This is a genomic window from Leifsonia shinshuensis, from assembly GCF_013410375.1.
GTDB classification, from domain to species: Bacteria; Actinomycetota; Actinomycetes; order Actinomycetales; family Microbacteriaceae; genus Leifsonia; species Leifsonia shinshuensis.
In genome coordinates, this window is record NZ_JACCFL010000001.1 from 3,083,283 (window position 1) to 3,099,315 (window position 16,033).

Annotated in this window: 19 protein-coding genes; 3 read left to right on the forward strand and 16 right to left on the reverse strand. The window is 69.4% G+C overall.

Annotation, left to right across the window (positions count from 1 at the left end; translation table 11 throughout):
- Positions 1-69: 69 nt before the first annotated feature.
- Positions 70-1,041: an aldo/keto reductase gene (locus tag HNR13_RS14980; RefSeq protein WP_179607008.1), complete on the reverse strand. Its 972-nt coding sequence runs from the start codon at positions 1,039-1,041 to the stop codon at positions 70-72.
- 131 nt (positions 1,042-1,172) lie between these two features.
- Between HNR13_RS14980 and HNR13_RS14985 the strand changes: the two genes are divergently transcribed.
- Both HNR13_RS14985 and HNR13_RS14990 read left to right on the forward strand, forming a co-directional pair.
- Positions 1,173-1,670, forward strand: coding sequence for a methylated-DNA--[protein]-cysteine S-methyltransferase (locus HNR13_RS14985; protein ID WP_179607010.1), 498 nt, complete (start codon positions 1,173-1,175; stop codon positions 1,668-1,670).
- Positions 1,667-2,290, forward strand: a complete 624-nt coding sequence (locus HNR13_RS14990; protein WP_179607011.1) for a DNA-3-methyladenine glycosylase I — start codon at positions 1,667-1,669, stop codon at positions 2,288-2,290. The genes HNR13_RS14985 and HNR13_RS14990 overlap by 4 nt, the downstream gene beginning before the upstream one ends.
- A gap of 326 nt (positions 2,291-2,616) precedes the next feature.
- Here HNR13_RS14990 and HNR13_RS14995 read toward each other — a convergent pair whose 3' ends face one another.
- The 13 genes from HNR13_RS14995 to HNR13_RS15055 form a co-directional block, all read right to left on the reverse strand.
- Positions 2,617-3,417, reverse strand: a complete 801-nt coding sequence (locus HNR13_RS14995) for a peroxide stress protein YaaA (RefSeq protein WP_179607012.1) — start codon at positions 3,415-3,417, stop codon at positions 2,617-2,619.
- A complete protein-coding gene (locus HNR13_RS15000; protein WP_179607013.1) occupies positions 3,418-3,975 on the reverse strand; it encodes a P-loop nucleotide/nucleoside kinase family protein in 558 nt (185 codons plus the stop codon).
- Positions 3,976-3,977: 2 nt separating this feature from the next.
- Positions 3,978-4,238: a F0F1 ATP synthase subunit epsilon gene (locus HNR13_RS15005; RefSeq protein WP_179607014.1), complete on the reverse strand. Its 261-nt coding sequence runs from the start codon at positions 4,236-4,238 to the stop codon at positions 3,978-3,980.
- 1 nt (position 4,239) lies between these two features.
- Positions 4,240-5,703: a F0F1 ATP synthase subunit beta gene (gene atpD, locus HNR13_RS15010; protein WP_179607015.1), complete on the reverse strand. Its 1,464-nt coding sequence runs from the start codon at positions 5,701-5,703 to the stop codon at positions 4,240-4,242.
- A gap of 25 nt (positions 5,704-5,728) precedes the next feature.
- Complete coding sequence (locus tag HNR13_RS15015) at positions 5,729-6,628, reverse strand: F0F1 ATP synthase subunit gamma (protein ID WP_179607016.1); 900 nt, start codon at positions 6,626-6,628, stop codon at positions 5,729-5,731.
- A gap of 26 nt (positions 6,629-6,654) precedes the next feature.
- A complete protein-coding gene (gene atpA / locus HNR13_RS15020; protein WP_179607017.1) occupies positions 6,655-8,292 on the reverse strand; it encodes a F0F1 ATP synthase subunit alpha in 1,638 nt (545 codons plus the stop codon).
- A 34-nt stretch (positions 8,293-8,326) separates the two neighbouring features.
- Positions 8,327-9,118 carry a F0F1 ATP synthase subunit delta gene (locus tag HNR13_RS15025; RefSeq protein WP_179607018.1) on the reverse strand — a complete coding sequence of 264 codons (792 nt, stop codon included), beginning with the start codon at positions 9,116-9,118 and terminating at the stop codon, positions 8,327-8,329.
- Entirely contained in the window at positions 9,118-9,693 is a 576-nt protein-coding gene (locus tag HNR13_RS15030; RefSeq protein WP_179607019.1) for a F0F1 ATP synthase subunit B, read from the reverse strand. Before HNR13_RS15030 ends, HNR13_RS15025 begins: the two co-directional genes overlap by 1 nt.
- 35 nt (positions 9,694-9,728) lie before the next feature.
- Positions 9,729-9,950 carry a F0F1 ATP synthase subunit C gene (gene atpE / locus HNR13_RS15035; RefSeq protein ID WP_179607020.1) on the reverse strand — a complete coding sequence of 74 codons (222 nt, stop codon included), beginning with the start codon at positions 9,948-9,950 and terminating at the stop codon, positions 9,729-9,731.
- Positions 9,951-10,001: 51 nt separating this feature from the next.
- Positions 10,002-10,799, reverse strand: a complete 798-nt coding sequence (atpB, locus tag HNR13_RS15040; RefSeq protein ID WP_179607021.1) for a F0F1 ATP synthase subunit A — start codon at positions 10,797-10,799, stop codon at positions 10,002-10,004.
- Positions 10,800-10,969: 170 nt separating this feature from the next.
- Positions 10,970-11,464, reverse strand: a complete 495-nt coding sequence (locus HNR13_RS15045; protein ID WP_179607022.1) for a Cg1360 family ATP-synthase-associated protein — start codon at positions 11,462-11,464, stop codon at positions 10,970-10,972.
- Positions 11,461-12,744: an MraY family glycosyltransferase gene (locus HNR13_RS15050; RefSeq protein WP_343063576.1), complete on the reverse strand. Its 1,284-nt coding sequence runs from the start codon at positions 12,742-12,744 to the stop codon at positions 11,461-11,463. The genes HNR13_RS15045 and HNR13_RS15050 overlap by 4 nt, the downstream gene beginning before the upstream one ends.
- A gap of 3 nt (positions 12,745-12,747) precedes the next feature.
- Positions 12,748-13,536: an L-threonylcarbamoyladenylate synthase gene (locus HNR13_RS15055; RefSeq protein ID WP_179607023.1), complete on the reverse strand. Its 789-nt coding sequence runs from the start codon at positions 13,534-13,536 to the stop codon at positions 12,748-12,750.
- A 17-nt stretch (positions 13,537-13,553) separates the two neighbouring features.
- Between HNR13_RS15055 and HNR13_RS15060 the strand changes: the two genes are divergently transcribed.
- Positions 13,554-14,234 carry an HAD family hydrolase gene (locus HNR13_RS15060; protein ID WP_246312781.1) on the forward strand — a complete coding sequence of 227 codons (681 nt, stop codon included), beginning with the start codon at positions 13,554-13,556 and terminating at the stop codon, positions 14,232-14,234.
- Between the two features lie 57 nt (positions 14,235-14,291).
- On the opposite strand, the gene HNR13_RS15065 is transcribed toward HNR13_RS15060, so the two are convergent.
- On the reverse strand, positions 14,292-15,104 hold the full coding sequence (locus HNR13_RS15065; protein ID WP_179607025.1) for an ABC transporter permease: 813 nt from the start codon (positions 15,102-15,104) through the stop codon (positions 14,292-14,294).
- A complete protein-coding gene (locus tag HNR13_RS15070; RefSeq protein WP_179607027.1) occupies positions 15,101-16,024 on the reverse strand; it encodes an ATP-binding cassette domain-containing protein in 924 nt (307 codons plus the stop codon). Before HNR13_RS15070 ends, HNR13_RS15065 begins: the two co-directional genes overlap by 4 nt.
- Positions 16,025-16,033 lie beyond the last annotated feature (9 nt).

Sequence of the window (16,033 nt, forward strand, 5' to 3'; positions counted from 1 at the left end):
CATAGGCGGAGTGAGTGCTCACTCACAACGAGAAAACCGTTCGCCCTGAGCGAACGAGCCCGGGCGCGGTCAGCGATCGAGCGGGAAGAAGCCCGAGATCGTCGCCACGTCCTCCGCCGTCGGCGTCCACGCCGTCGCCGCCTCGGCGTTCGCGACGATCTGCTCCGGGCGGGTCGCGCCCGCGATCACGCTGGTGAGCCCCGGCTGGGCGAGCAGCCAGGCGAAGGTCGCCTCGAGCATGCTGACGCCGCGCTCGTCGCAGAACGCCTGGTAGCGCTCGATGGCGTCCCACGGCGCGTCGTCGAGCAGATGCTTGCGGATCATCATGATCCGGCTGTCGGCCGGGCCGCCCGAGCGGCTGAACTTGCCCGTGAACAGGCCGTTGTAGAGCGGGAAGAACGGCAGGAAGCCGAGACCGTAGGCGTTGACGGCCGGCAGCACCTCCCGCTCGGCGCCGCGGACGAGCAGGCTGTACTCGTTCTGCGCGGAGATGAAGCGGGGGTGGCCGGCGAGCCGCGCAGTGAACTCCGCCTCGGCGATCTGCCAGCCGGCGAGGTTCGAGTGGCCGATGTAGCGGATCTTGCCCTCCGCGATCAGGTCGTCCAGCGTCTCCAGCGTCTCCTCGATCGGCGTCGCCGGGTCGGGCTGGTGGAGCTGGTACAGGTCGATCCAGTCGGTCCGCAGCCGGCGCAGCGACGACTCCACGGCGAGGCGGATGTAGCGGCGGGAGCCGCGCACGCCCCAGTCGGGGCCGTTGACCCCGGCCATGTCCATCCCGAACTTGGTGGCGAGCACGACGCGGTCGCGCTTGCCCTGCAGCGAGACGCCCATCAGGGTCTCGGACAGGCCGCGCTCCTTGCCGTAGATGTCGGCGGTGTCGAAGAAGGTCACCCCCGCGTCGATGGCGGCGCCGATGACCGCGTCGGTGCCCTCCTGCGTCTCGGTCGCGGTGCCCGCGCGGCCGAAGTTGTTGCAGCCGAGGCCGATGGTCGAGACGATCAGGCCGGAGTCGCCGAGGGTGCGGTATTCGATGTTCGCCATGCCGTCGAGTCTAGGCAGCGCGGGGTGCCGCGACGAATCGAGAAGTCCTCCACAGAAGGCCCGGCAGACGGCTTATCCCCCATGTCCGATTTCCGCGAGTGGCTGTCGGTGGCCGGCCCTAGAGTCGAGTCATGAGCAGTTCCACGACCTTCCTCCTCCGGATGCCGAGCCCCATCGGCCGCATCGAGCTGACCGGCGACGGCGACGCCGTCACGTCCCTCTCGATCGCACGCGACGACGTGCTCCCCCACGACGACTTCCCCGAGAACCGCGACGCCGTGCTCGAGAACGCGGCCGCGCAGCTGGACGAGTACTTCGCGGGCACCCGGCGGGCGTTCGACGTCCCGGTCCGCCTGCACGGGACCGCGTTCCGCACGGCGGTCTGGGAGCGCCTCACCGCCCTGGAGTACGGCACGCTCACCACCTACGGCGAGCTCGGGCTGGCGCTCGGCCACCCCGGCTACGGTCGCGCGATCGGCGGCGCCGTCGGGGCGAACCCGGTCCCGATCATCATCGGCTGCCACCGGGTCCTCTCCTCCACCGGCAAGATCACCGGCTACAGCGGGGGCGAGGGCATCCCGACCAAGCTGTGGCTCCTGGAGCACGAGGGGATCACCCTGGCCGCATGACGACCGAGACCGAGAACCCCGCCGCCCTCCCGGCCGAGGCCGTCACCCGCGTCGCCCTCGTGGTCGGCGACGACGGCCGGGCCCGCTGCTCCTGGTCGGCCAATGACGCCGAGTACCGGCGCTACCACGACGAGGAGTGGGGCACGCCGCAGCACGATCCCCGCGCGCTCTATGAGAAGCTCTGCCTGGAGGGGTTCCAGGCCGGGCTGTCCTGGATCACCATCCTGCGGCGCCGGCCGGCGTTCCGGGAGGCCTTCGACGGCTTCGTCCCGGAGCGCGTCGCCGCCATGACGGAAGCGGACGTCCAGCGGCTGCTCGGCGACGAGCGGATCATCCGGCACCGCGGCAAGATCGAGGCCACCATCTCGAACGCACGGGCGACCCTCGCGCTCGACGTTCCGCTCGAGGAGCTGATGTGGGGCTTCGCGCCGACGAGCCCGCGCGCACGGCCGCAAGCCTGGGGCGACATCCCGGCCGTCACCGCCGAGTCGACGGCCATGAGCAAGGAGCTGCGCCGCCGCGGGTTCCGCTTCGTCGGGCCGACCACCATGTACGCGCTCATGCAGGCCACCGGGATGGTGGACGATCACTTCGACGGGTGCTTCCGCGCCGGCGCGTGAGGCGGGCGGCGGGCCCTGGACGAGAGCCGTGGCTCTGAACGAGAGAGTCGGGCCGACGAGGACGCTCTACGGAACCGTTCTCGCTGGTGGCGACGCGTCCGCTCGTGCCCGACCGCAGGCGGAATCTACTGTGCTGCCGCCACACCGGTTCCGGGCTCGGCACATCGTGTGATGCGACCGCGATCAGCGCGTCGGCCCGACTGGTATGTGGGGTCCCTCGGCGTCACGGCGCCGGGACCTGACGGGATGTCCCTTCTCTCGTTGAGGTGAGCATATCTCACTTACTGGCGCAGCACCAGGCTCTGTCGGTCTCCGCGGGAAAATCGTCAGCCTGCTGAGCGCAGGACCGCGCTCAGCTTGCCGGGCACGCCGATGATCTCCGGGACGACCAGGTCGAGCTCCCCCGGCCGCAACGTCGAGCGGGTCAGCTCATAGCCCTCGGCTGCCGCCCACGCCAGCAGCGCGTCGACCGACCCGAAGTCCTCGCCGTGCTCGATGAGCGCGCGCGCGAAGAGGCCCTTCGCCTGCTTGTTGAAGTGGTTGAGCGCGCGGACCGTGCCGTTCTCGTCCCGGGCGAGCACGCGCAGATAGTGCGCGTGGTCCCGGGCCGGCAGCGGCCCCAGGGCCGCGTAGCCCTCCGAGCGGAGGTCCAGGATCACGCCCTCCACGGCTGCGAGCTGCACTGCGCACGCCGCAGCCCAGCGCTTCTTGAGCGTCGGGGTCAGCCGCGAGTCGAACGAGAGGCGATACGCCGGGATCGGGTCGTCCGCACGGACCAGCCCGAGGAGGGCCGACTGCACTGCGACCGTCCGCGAGGCGAACCGCCACTGCTCCGGGGTCAGCGACTGCGCGTCGAGCGCGTCGTAGAGGACGCCGGTGTAGCGCAGCAGGGCCGGCATCGTCGCCGCACTCCGCAGTGCGCGGTTGCGCTCGATCTCGTGCGCCTGCTTCGGTCCCAGCTTGAGCGCACGGGAGGCGGCCTCCGGAGAGGCCGAGAGCGCGACCGCATCGGCTACCACCCCGTCGCGCGTCGCCGTCAGCGCGGGGAAGCCCAGCGTCTCCAGGGCGAGCGGGACTCCGTCTCCCCCGTCGCGCTTGGTCTCGGACGGGGGCAGCAGAACGAGCACTCAGCCCACCAGGAATGCGAGCGCGGCGTCGATGTTCTCGCCGAGCGGCCGTGAGGTGTCGAGGGTCACCCGCGGGAGCGACGCCGCGGCGCCCTTCCACTCGGCGTAGTCCTCGATGCTCTGCTCCACCGCGTATGCGGCGATCAGGCCGGTGCGCTTGGCCAGGCGCTCTTCGTGCAGCTCCGGGTCGGAGCAGACCGTCTCGACGACCCGCAGCTTGACGCCGCAGCGCTCGGCCAGGTCGCGCCACTGCAGGCGCGCAGGCTCGACGGCGTTGACCGCGTCCACGACGACCGAGTGCCCGCTGACGAGCACCTGCTCGGCCATGCGCTCCGCCACCAGGTAGGCGGCGAGGCCGGTGGGCTGGTCGGAGTCGATGCCGGCCTTGAGGATCGCGGCCTCGATCGGGTCCACCGAGATCGCGGTCGCGCCGAGGCGGCCGGCGATGATCTCCGCGATGGTGGACTTGCCCGAACCGGGAAGCCCCGCCGTCACGACCAGGACGGGGACGCGGACGTCACCGAACTGCCGTTCGAGCGGGGCTTTCTGGTCGGTCATGTTCAGACCAGCTCGGCCTGACGGGCCACGATCGTGACCGTGTTGTTCTCCACGGAGAGGAAGCCGTCGTCGGCCTGCGCCGCGATGGACTCCCCACCGTTCAGGGTCACGCGCACCTCGCCCTGGGCGAGGATGGCGAGCAGCGGCTCGTGGCCGGGCAGGATACCGATCTGCCCTTCCACGGTCCGCGCGACGACCATCTTCGCCTCGCCCGACCACACCTCGTGGTCGGCCGCGACGACGCTCACGTTGAGGACAGCCATGTCAGCCGTTCTCCTTCTGGATCTGCGCCCACTTCTCCTCGACGTCGGTGATCGCGCCGACGTTGAAGAACGCCTGCTCGGCCACGTGGTCGAACTCGCCCTTGGCGATCGCGTCGAACGACTCGATGGTGTCCTTCAGCGGGACGGTCGAGCCCTCGACACCGGTGAACTTCTTCGCCATGTAGGTGTTCTGCGAGAGGAACTGCTGGATGCGACGGGCCCGCGACACGGTGATCTTGTCCTCTTCGGACAGCTCGTCGACACCGAGGATCGCGATGATCTCCTGCAGCTCCTTGTTCTTCTGGAGGATCTGCTTGACCGTGGTGGCCACGCGGTAGTGGTCGGCGCCCAGGTAGCGGGGGTCGAGGATGCGCGAGGTCGAGGTCAGCGGGTCGACGGCCGGGTACAGGCCCTTCGACGCGATCTCGCGGGAGAGCTCGGTCGTGGCGTCGAGGTGCGCGAACGTGGTCGCCGGCGCCGGGTCGGTGTAGTCGTCGGCCGGCACGTAGATCGCCTGCAGCGAGGTGATCGAGTGACCGCGGGTCGAGGTGATGCGCTCCTGGAGGAGGCCCATCTCGTCGGCGAGGTTCGGCTGGTAGCCCACCGCGGACGGCATGCGGCCGAGCAGCGTGGAGACCTCGGAGCCGGCCTGCGTGAAGCGGAAGATGTTGTCGATGAAGAGCAGCACGTCCTGCTTCTGCACGTCGCGGAAGTACTCCGCCATCGTCAGCGCGGACAGGGCGACGCGCAGACGCGTCCCCGGCGGCTCGTCCATCTGGCCGAAGACGAGCGCGGTCTTGTCGAAGACGCCCGCCTCCTCCATCTCGTGGATGAGGTCGTTGCCCTCACGGGTGCGCTCACCGACGCCGGCGAACACCGAGACACCACCGTGGTCCTGAGCCACACGCTGGATCATCTCCTGGATGAGGACGGTCTTGCCGACGCCCGCGCCGCCGAACAGGCCGATCTTGCCGCCCTGGACGTACGGGGTGAGGAGGTCGATGACCTTGATGCCGGTCTCGAAGAGCTGCGTCTTGGACTCGAGCTGGTCGAACGCCGGCGGCTGGCGGTGGATCGGCCAGCGCTCGGTGATCTCGATCTTCTCGCCCGGCTCGGCGTTGAGCACGTCGCCGGTCACGTTGAAGACCTTGCCCTTGGTCACGTCGCCGACCGGCACGGAGATCGGGGCGCCGGTGTCGCGCACCTCGCCGCCGCGGACCAGGCCGTCGGTGGGCTTCAGGGCGATGGCGCGGACGAGGTCGTCGCCGAGGTGCTGCGCGACCTCGAGCGTGATCTCGGTCGACTGCTCGCCGATGGTGATGGTGGTCTTCAGGGCGTTGTAGATGCCCGGGATCGAGTCGTGCGGGAACTCGATGTCGACGACCGGACCGGTGACGCGGGCGATGCGTCCCACGCCGGCCGGCTGCGCGGTCGAAGCCTGGGCTTCGGCGGTAGCGGTAGTCATGATTCGTTCTCTCTCGTTTGGACGATTATTTTGCCGAGCTCAGCGCGTCCGCGCCGCCCACGATCTCGGAGATCTGCTGGGTGATCTCCGCCTGGCGGGCGTTGTTGGCCAGTCGCGTGTAGTCGGTGATGAGCTTGTCGGCGTTGTCGCTCGCGGACTTCATCGCCTTCTGCGTGGCCGCGTGCTTGGAGGCGGCGGACTGCAGCATCGCGTTGAAGATGCGGCTCTCGATGTAGACCGGCAGGAGCGAGTCGAGCACGGTGTTGACGTCGGGCTCGAACTCGTAGAGCGGCAGCACCTGGGTGCGGTCCGGCTCCTCGACGCCCTCCACGACCTCCAGCGGAAGCAGGCGGACGATCTGGGGCTCCTGGGTCAGCATGCTGATGAAGCGGTTGTAGACGATGTGGATCTCGTCCACGCCGCCGTCGGACGCGTCACGCAGGAAGGACTCCAGGACCGCGTCGGCGACCTCCTTGGCCTGCTCGAACTCGGGGTTGTCCGTGTTGCCCGTCCACACCCGCTCGAACGCGCGGCGGCGGAAGCTGAAGTAGCCCTGCGCCTTGCGTCCGATCAGGAAGTAGACGACCTCCTTGCCCTGGCTGCGCAGCAGCTCGGCGAGCTTCTCCGACTCCTTGAGCACGTTCGAGTTGAACGCGCCCGCGAGCCCGCGGTCCGAGGAGAAGATGACGATCGCGGCGCGCTCGATCTTCTCCGGCTCCGTGGTGAGGACGTGCTCGACGTTCGAGTAGGTCGCCACCGCCGACACCGCGCGCGTGATCGCGCGGGCGTACGGCGTGGAGGCGGCCACCCTGGCCTGCGCCTTCTGGATGCGTGAGGCGGAGATCAGCTCCATGGCACGGGTGATCTTCTTGGTCGTCTGGGCAGACCTGATCTTCTGCCGGTAGACCCGAAGCTGTGCTCCCATGTGTCTTCCTCAGTACCTATCCGTGCTCAGCGCTTCGCCTTGACGATGCGCTCCTGGTTGACGTCCTCCGTGGAGCTCGCCTCGAACTCCTCGCGTCCGACCGAGGCGAGCGGCTTGCCCTCGCCGGTCTGGAACTCGAGCTTGAACTTGTCGACCTCCTCGCCGAGCTTCGCCACGGTGTCGTCGTCGAGGACGTTCGTGTCGCGCAGGGTGGTGAGGATGTCGGTGTTGCGGCGCAGGTGGTCCAGCAGCTCGGACTCGAAGCGGAGGATGTCCTCCACCGCGACCTCGTCCAGCTTGCCGTTGGTGCCGGCCCAGATCGAGACGACCTGCTCCTCCACCGGGAACGGCGAGTACTGCGGCTGCTTGAGCAGCTCGGTGAGGCGCGCGCCGCGGGCGAGCTGGCGGCGGCTGGCCGCGTCGAGGTCGGACGCGAACATCGCGAACGCCTCGAGGGAGCGGTACTGCGCCAGCTCGAGCTTGAGCGTGCCGGAGACCTTCTTGATCGACTTGACCTGCGCGTCGCCGCCGACGCGGGAGACCGAGATGCCGACGTCGACAGCGGGACGCTGGTTGGCGTTGAACAGGTCGGACTGCAGGAAGATCTGGCCGTCGGTGATCGAGATCACGTTGGTCGGGATGTACGCCGAGACGTCGTTCGCCTTCGTCTCGATGATCGGCAGACCGGTCATCGAGCCGGCGCCCAGCTCGTCGGAGAGCTTGGCGCAACGCTCCAGCAGGCGGGAGTGCAGGTAGAAGACGTCGCCCGGGTAGGCCTCGCGTCCCGGCGGACGGCGCAGGAGGAGGGAGACGGCGCGGTAGGCCTCGGCCTGCTTCGACAGGTCGTCGAAGATGATGAGGACGTGCTTGCCGCCGTACATCCAGTGCTGGCCGATGGCCGAGCCCGTGTAGGGGGCGAGGTACTTGAAGCCGGCCGGGTCGGAGGCCGGGGCCGCGACGATGGTGGTGTACTCCATCGCGCCGGCGTCCTCGAGCGCGCCCTTCACCGAGGCGATGGTCGAGCCCTTCTGGCCGATCGCGACGTAGATGCAGCGTACCTGCTTGTTGACGTCGCCGGACTCCCAGTTGGCCTTCTGGTTGATGATCGTGTCGATCGCGATGGCCGTCTTGCCGGTCTGACGGTCGCCGATGATGAGCTGGCGCTGACCGCGGCCGACGGGGATCATGGCGTCGATCGCCTTGATGCCGGTCTGGAGCGGCTCGTGCACCGACTTGCGCTGCATGACGCCGGGGGCCTGGAGCTCGAGCTCGCGGCGGCCCTCGGTGGCGATCTCGCCGAGACCGTCGATCGGGTTGCCGAGCGGGTCGACCACGCGGCCGAGGTAGCCGTCGCCGACGGGGACGGAGAGGACCTCGCCGGTGCGGGTCACCTCCATGCCCTCGACGATGTCGTCGAACTCGCCGAGGACCACGACGCCGACCTCGTTCTCGTCGAGGTTCTGCGCCAGGCCGAGGGTGCCGTCCGCGAAGCGGATGAGCTCGTTCGCCATCACGCCGGGGAGGCCCTCGACGTGCGCGATGCCGTCGGAGGCGTCGAGGACGTGTCCGACCTCGGTGGTCTCGGCCTTGGCCGGCTCGTACTTCGAGACGAAGTCCTTGAGCGCGTCCCGGATCTCATCGGGGCTGATCTGGATGTCTGCCATCGTTGTTCCCTATCTGGGTTTCTCTGTCGGGCGATCAGCCCGCGAGCTGAAGTCGGAGTTCGGTGAGGCGCGACGCGACGCTTCCGTCGATGACGTCGTCGCCGACCTGCACGCGCAGGCCGCCGAGGATCGCCGGGTCGACGACCTCGTTGAGCTTGAGCTCGCCGTACTTCGCGGCGAGGCTCGCGCGGAGGCGCTCGGCCTGCTCGGCCGGGAGCGGCGTGGCGGTGACGACCGTGGCGATCGTCTGGCCGTACTGGGCGGCGACGATGCGCGCGGCGTCGCGGAGCGACTCGCGGATGCTGCGGCCGCGCGGCTGCAGCACGAGCTGGCGCGCGATCGCGACCGTCTGCTTCGAGGCCTTGCCCGCGAGCAGGCGCTCGGCGAGGGCCGCCTTCGCCTCGGGGTCCGCGAGCTTGCTGCGGAGCGCGAGCTCGAGCTCCGCGTCGGAGGTCACGGCGCCTCCGAACGCGAAGAGCTCGCCCGGGATGTCCACGTTGCGCGGAGCGGAGGCGGCGATCGAGCGGATGCCGAGCTCCTCGATCGCGGCGAGGACGTCGTCCTGGTCGGACCAGCGCTGGCCGGCGACGACGGTCAGCAGCTCGACGGCGGGCGCCGAGAGCGAACCGAAGACGCGCTGCACGAGCGCGGCCTTGCCCTCGGCCGGCGCCGACGGGTCGCTGAGGACCGAACGGAGCTGGGCGGAGTCGGCGACGACTCGTCCTGCGGCGAACAGGTCTTCAGCCGTCGCCAGATCGGCCTTGGACCCGAGCCCGGCGAGCGCCTGGACGGATCGGGCCAGTGCTTCTCTGGAGGCGCTTCCCATCAGTTGCTCGACCCTGCCTTCTGGGCCGCGGCCTGCTGGGCGTCGCTGGACTCGAGGTCGGCCAGGAACCGGTCGACGATCGCCTGGGCCTTCTTGTCGTCCGTGAGCACCTCACCGACCACGCCGGAGGCGAGGTCGATCGCGAGCGAGCCCACCTCGCCGCGGAGCGAGACGAGCGCGCTCTGGCGCTCCGCCTCGATCTGGGCCTGGGCGGTCGCGGTGACGCGGGCGGCCTCGGCCGTCGCGGTCTCCTTGGCCTCGGCGACGATCTTCTGACCGTCGTTGCGCGCCGTCTCGCGGATGCGGCCGGCCTCGGCACGCGCCTCTGCGAGCTGGGCGGTGTACTCCTCCAGCAGCGCCTCGGCCTTGTGCTGAGCCTCGTCGGCCTTCGCGATGTTGCCCTCGATGGCCTCGGCACGCTCATCCAGGAGCTTCCGCATGCGCGGAAGGACCAGCCTCCAGAAGAAGAACAGGATGATGACGAAGCAGATCACCGAGCCGATGATGTCCGGCCACGCGGGGATCAGCGGGTTGTGCGTCTCCTCCGTCGCGGCGATCACGACACTGTTGAGCATCGTTCCTCCTTACGGGAATGGATAAAGAGGACGGACTACTGGAAGATGAAGCCGACGGCGATACCGATGAACGCGAGCGCCTCGGTGAACGCGATACCGATGTACATCAGGACCTGCAGGCGGCCGGCCAGCTCGGGCTGGCGGGCGACGCCCTCGATGGTCTTGCCGACGACGATGCCCACGCCGATGGCCGGGCCGATGGCGGCGAGGCCGTAACCGACGGTGGCGATGTTGCCGTTGATTGCAGCGATGTCCACGTTATGTGTTTCCTTCCGTGATGGCGGTGCGCGCGGTCGCGCGAACCGTAATTAGTGTTCCTCGGCGACTGCGAGCTGGATGTAGACACCCGTGAGCAGTGCGAAGACGTATGCCTGGAGGACGGCCACCAGGATCTCGAACAGGGAGAATGCGAACCCGAAGGCGAAGGTCACCACACCGAACAGCGACCAGAGCCCGCCCAGGGTGAAGACGAAGAACGCGGTGCCGGTGAAGAACAGCACGAGCAGCAGGTGCCCGACGACCATGTTCATCAGAAGTCGGAGCGTCAGGGTGATCGGCCGCAGGATGAACGTCGAAATGAACTCGATCGGCGTCACCAGGATGTAGAGGAACCACGGCACACCGGGCGGGAACAGCGCGTTCCGGAAGAAGTTGCCCGGGCTCTTCTTGATGCCCGCGTAGATGAACGCGATGTAGGCCGCGATCGCCAGGACGATGGGCGTCCCGATGATCGCCGTGCCCGCGATGTTCAGGAACGGGATGATGCCGGTGATGTTGAAGAACAGCACCATGAAGAAGATCGTGGTGAGCAGCGGCAGGAAGCGCCGGCCGTCCTTGCGGCCGAGCAGGTCCTCCGCGATGTTGACGCGGACGAAGTCCAGGCCCATCTCGACGACCGACTGGAACCGGCCCGGAATGAGCTTCATCTTGCGCGTGCCGAGCCAGAAGACGAGGATCAGCGCGACGGTGGAGATGATGCGAACCAGCGTGATGCGGTTGAACTCGAGTCCGCCGATGGTGAACAGGGTGGGTGGGAAGAACTCGTTGATCGACGGGCCTTGGAAGCTTCCTCCATCGGAGCTTGCGGCCTGGACCAGCAGGTTCACAGCGTTAGCTAACAGCGCTATCTCCTGTTTCGGGGCGTCGAGCTGATGCTCTCGCGACGACGAACGGTGGACACCCGCGTTCGCGCGACCGGTGGTGCGTGGGCGCGTACGGGTGGGGGATCACTGACAACTCTACAAGAGTTTTCAAGCGGTAACGAATCGGATACAGGTCAGCGCTTGTCCCCCGGCAGCCGGACGTCGCTGGCGTAGGGGATGCGGGATCGGAAGACCACGATCATGTCGACCACGAGCGACCCGATCACGCCCGCGATCAGGCTCAGGAACAGCACGACGGGGTTGATCCAGGGCTGGTCGCGCAGCAGCAGCGCGAGCACGATGAAGAGCACGAACTTGACGATCCAGCCACCCAGCACGATGCCGAAGAACAGCCCGACGAACAGGTCGGAGCCGATGAAGCGGTTGGCGATCAGGATGCTGAGCGCCGTGATGCTGAGGAACACCGCAGCCATCACGGTGCCGATCAGCGCGCTCGTGACGCCGACCCAGCCGGCGAAGATTCCGCCGAGCACCATCCCGACGATCGCGATCGCCCCGGAGAGGATGAAACCGTACTTGAGCACGTCCTTCAGCACGGGCGTCGAGGTGGGCTGCTGCGGGGGCTGGTCCGGCCGCGGGGCGGGGCTTCCGTCCTGGTGGTCGGTCATCGGGTCTCCTTGCTGGTGGGGTCGGCGGGGTCGTCCGGCGCCGCGTCGTCGCGGGGGCCGGGCGGGGTGGTGACGCGGAGCTGCTCGCTCGCGATGTCGAGCTGGTCGTACCGCGCCGTCTCCTCGGCCTCCTTGCTGCCGGCGGGGGCGAGCTCGGCGGCGGCCTCGTTGGCCTTGCGGCGGCTGAGCGGCGCGAGGGTGATCGCGGTGCAGATCACCAGGCCGATCGCGACGAACACGATGGCCATCCAGTACGGGTCGAAGAAGAACAGCAGGCAGCCGATCGACAGCACAGCGGTCCACGCGTAGAAGATGAGCACGGCGTGCAGGTGGGAGTGGCCCATGTCGAGCAGCCGGTGGTGCAGGTGCTTGCGGTCGGCGCTGAACGGCGACTTCCCGGCCCGCAGGCGGCGCACCACCGCAAGGCCGAAGTCGAGCAGCGGGATGACCAGCACGGCGAACGGGATGGTGACCGGGATGAACGCGGGCACCAGCGAGGACTTGCCCAGGGTCTGCAGCGCCTCCGGGTTGATCGTGCCGGTGACCGAGATGGCCGAGGTGGCCATCAGCAGGCCGATCAGCAGTGCGCCCGCGTCGCCCATGAACATCTTCGCCGGATGCCAGTTGAGCGGGAGGAAGCCCGCGCAGGCGCCGACCAGGATGGCCGCGATGACGCCGGCGAGGCTGAAGTAGTTCTGCGGGCTGATGTCGCGCTGGAGCAGGTACGTGTAGACGAGGAACGTGCCGTTGGCGATGAGCGCGACGCCGGCGACGAGGCCGTCCAGGCCGTCGATGAAGTTGATCGCGTTCATCACCAGGACGATTGCGAACAGGGTGATCACGATGCTCATCACCGGTGAGCCGATGGTGAGGCCGCCGATCGGCAGGGAGTAGATCTGCACGCCCAGCCAGGCGACGATCCCGGCCGCGACGAACTGCCCGGCGAGCTTGGTCATCCAGTCGAGGTCCCACAGGTCGTCGGCGACGCCGAGCACGACGATGAGGAGCGAGGCGCCGAGGATCGCGAGGATGGGACCCGCGTCGGAGAAGATCAAGGACAGCACGCCGAACTGGCTGGACAGCAGCCAGGACACCGCGAACGCCACCAGGATGCCGAGGAACATGGCGACGCCGCCGAGCCGCGGGGTCGGCCGGGTGTGCACGTCCCGCTCGCGGATCTTCGGGTAGAGCTTGAACCGCATCGCGACCCGGTAGACCACCAGGGACATCCCGAACGTGATGACGGCCGAGATGACAGCGAGGGCGAGGAAGAGGGTCACGGCTCAGGTGTCCGCGGCGGCGTCGGCGCGGGCCTGGTCATCGGTCTCCGCCGCGGCGGCGGAGCCGGCGGTGTCGTCGGTGGTGTCGTCGGTGTCGGTGTCGGTGCGCTCCTCTTCCAGTGCGTCGCCGACGACGGCGCGCAGCTGCTCGGCGCTGATGACGCCGTGGCGGAGGATGCGGAGCTTGCCGGCGCCGGAGGCGAGCGCGGTCGCGTCGACGATCGTGGACGAGGAGTCCTTGCCCTCGACGCGCTCGTAGGCGGTGCCGGCCTCTCCCCCGTCGAGGTAGACCGAGACGGAGTCGCCGAGCATCGCCTCGGCCTCCGCCGCCGTGCGGGCGGCCGGGCGGCCGGTGAGGTTGGCGGAGGACACGGCGAGCGGGCCGGTCTCCGAGAGGATCTCGAGGGCGATGCGGTCCTGCGGCATGCGCAGGGCGACGGTGCCGCGGGTCTCGCCGAGGTCCCAGACCAGGGAGGGCGCGGCCGGCAGCACGATCGTGAGGCCGCCCGGCCAGAACTCCTTCACCAGGGCGTCCACCTCGGCAGGCACGTGCTCGGCCAGGGCCGCGAGGGTGGGGATGCCGGGGACGAGGACGGGCGGCGGCGACTGCCGGCCGCGCCCCTTCGCGTCCAGGAGGCGCTGCACCGCGGCCGGGCTGAAGGCGTCGGCGGCGACCCCGTAGACGGTGTCGGTGGGGATCACGACGAGCTCGCCGCGGCCGATCGCCCCGCGGGCGAGGCGCATGCCGGTGAGCAGTTCGGAGTCGACGGAGCAGTCGTAGATGGGAGCCATGACGGCACCCATGATAGTTGAGCGACCGCAAGGTTCTCTGCGACCGCGCCCCGGGCGGGATACTGGTGGCGATGGACGTCTACTTCTTCGACTGCGACAAGACCCTCTACGACTACGACTTCCACAAGCGCCTCCCCCGCCTCGCCGAGCTGAGCGGCGTCAGCCAGTACCGGCTCGCCTCCGGCTGGTGGGCGGGCGGCCACGAGCGCGCGGCCGAGATCGGCGAGTACGCGACCAGCGAGGAGTACCTGGCGGCGTTCGCCGAGGTGACCGGCGCGCACCTCACGCTGGAGCAGTGGCAGGACGCCAGAAAGGCCGCGATGACCCCGATCGACGGCTCGATCGAGGCCCTCCGCGTCGCCGCGACGCTCGGGACGGTGTCCCTGCTGTCGAACAACCCGATCCCGTTCAAGGACTCCCTGCCGGTCCTGATGCCGGAGTCGTACCCGATCCTCGGCACCAACGACCTCGTCTCGGCGGTCCTCGGCGCCCGCAAGCCGGAGCGCCGCATCTACACCCGTGCCCTCGGCCGCTTCGGCGTCCGCCCGGAGGACGCCATCCTGTTCGACGACTCCCTCCCCAACGTCGAAGGCGCCAGGGAGGCGGGTATGCACGCGTTCCACTTCACCCGGCGCGACGACGGGACCTTCGACACCGACGGGCTGCTCGCGGCGGTCAGGGCGTTCGCGGAGCGGTGACGACGAGCGCTGAGAAGCCGGGGCCGACATCGGTCGGCCCCGGCCTCGCACAGCAGCTCAGCGCCGCCCGGCCTTCCGCCGGAACAGCCACGCCGCCCACAGGTACGCGCCCACGATGATCACCGCGCACCAGCCCAGCGCCCACCAGAGCTCGCTGCCGGGGTCGCGCCCGAACAGGAGCGCCCGGATCGTCTCGATGATCGGCGTGATCGGCTGGTTCTGCGCGATCCACTGCAGCCACGTCGGCATGGTGTCCGTGGGGACGAACGCGCTCGACAGGTAGGGCAGGAACAGCAGCGCGAAGCCGTAGCCGCTCGCCGCCGTCGGGTTCGCCGCGGCCAGGCCGATCGCCGCGTAGAGCCAGGTGATGGCGAGGATGAAGAGGGCCACCATTCCGAGCGCGCCCAGCCATTCCAGCGGGTTCGCCGTCGGCCGGAAGCCGACCGCGAGGGCGACGCCGATCACGACGCCGGTGGCGACCAGGTTGCGCAGCAGGCTCGCCACCACGTGCCCGGTCACCACAACGCCGGCCCGCAGCGGCATCGTGCGGAAGCGGTCGACGATCCCGTTGCTCAGGTCCTCGGCCACATCCACCGCGGTGCTGGACGCGCCGAAGCCGGCGCAGAGCAGGATGATGCCGGGTACGACGTAGTCGACGTAGCCGCCCTCCTTGTCCAAGGCGCCGCCGAAGACGAAGGTGAACAGCAGCATGAGCATGACGGGGAGGACGATCGCCATGGTCAGGGCCTCGACGTTGCGGAGCGAGTGACGGACGCTGCGGCCGATGAAGACCGCCGTGGCGGTGGCGCCGCTCACGCGGCGGGCGGGTGCGCCCGGGGTCGGGACGGCGGGGACGGTGAGCGCGGTCATCGGATGGCCTCCTTCTGGAGCGTGGAGCGGGGATCGGCGGGCGCAGGACCGGGGGCGCCGCCGGTGAGCGCGAGGAACGCGTCGTCGAGGCTCGGCTTGCGCAGGGCGATCGACGCGCCGGCCACGCCGAGGCCGTCGAGCAGGTCGATGGCGGCGCGGAGCCCGTCGACGGTCCCGTCGGTGGGCAGCTCGCGCACGACCTCGTCGTTCGCGTCGCGGAGCTCCACGACCTCGCCGCCGACGCGCGCCTTCAGCTCGGGGGCGGTGCCCTCGGCGACGATCCTGCCGTGGTCGAGGACCGCGATCCGGTCGGCGAGCCGGTCGGCCTCCTCCAGGTACTGCGTGGTGAGCAGGATCGTCACGCCGCGCTCGGCGAGGCTCCGGATGATCGCCCAGAGCGCCTGCCTGCTGCGCGTGTCGAGCCCGGTGGTCGGCTCGTCGAGGAAGATCACCGGCGGTGTGGCGACGAGGCTCAGCGCGAGGTCGAGCCGGCGGCGCATGCCGCCGGAGTAGGTCTTGACGCGCTTGCGGGCGGCGTCGCGGAGGTCGAAGCCGTCGATCAGCTCCCGGGCGCGTGCGGCGGCCTCCGCGCGGCCGAAGCCGGAGAGCCGCGCCATCATGCGCAGGTTCTCGTCGGCGGTGAGCACGTCGTCCACCGCGGCGGACTGGCCGGTGAGGCTGATCGACCGCTTGACCCCCTCCGGGTCGCTTGACACGTCGTGGCCGCAGACCACCGCGGTCCCGCCGTCCGGCAGCACGAGGGTGCTGAGGATGTTGATGACGGTCGTCTTGCCGGCCCCGTTCGGGCCGAGGAGGGCGAAGACGCTCCCCCGTTCGACCCGCAGGTCGACCCCGTCGAGGACGGTCTGCGAGCCGAAGGACTTGCGCAGTCCGGCCACCTCGATCGCTGGTGCTGTCATGATCCGTTT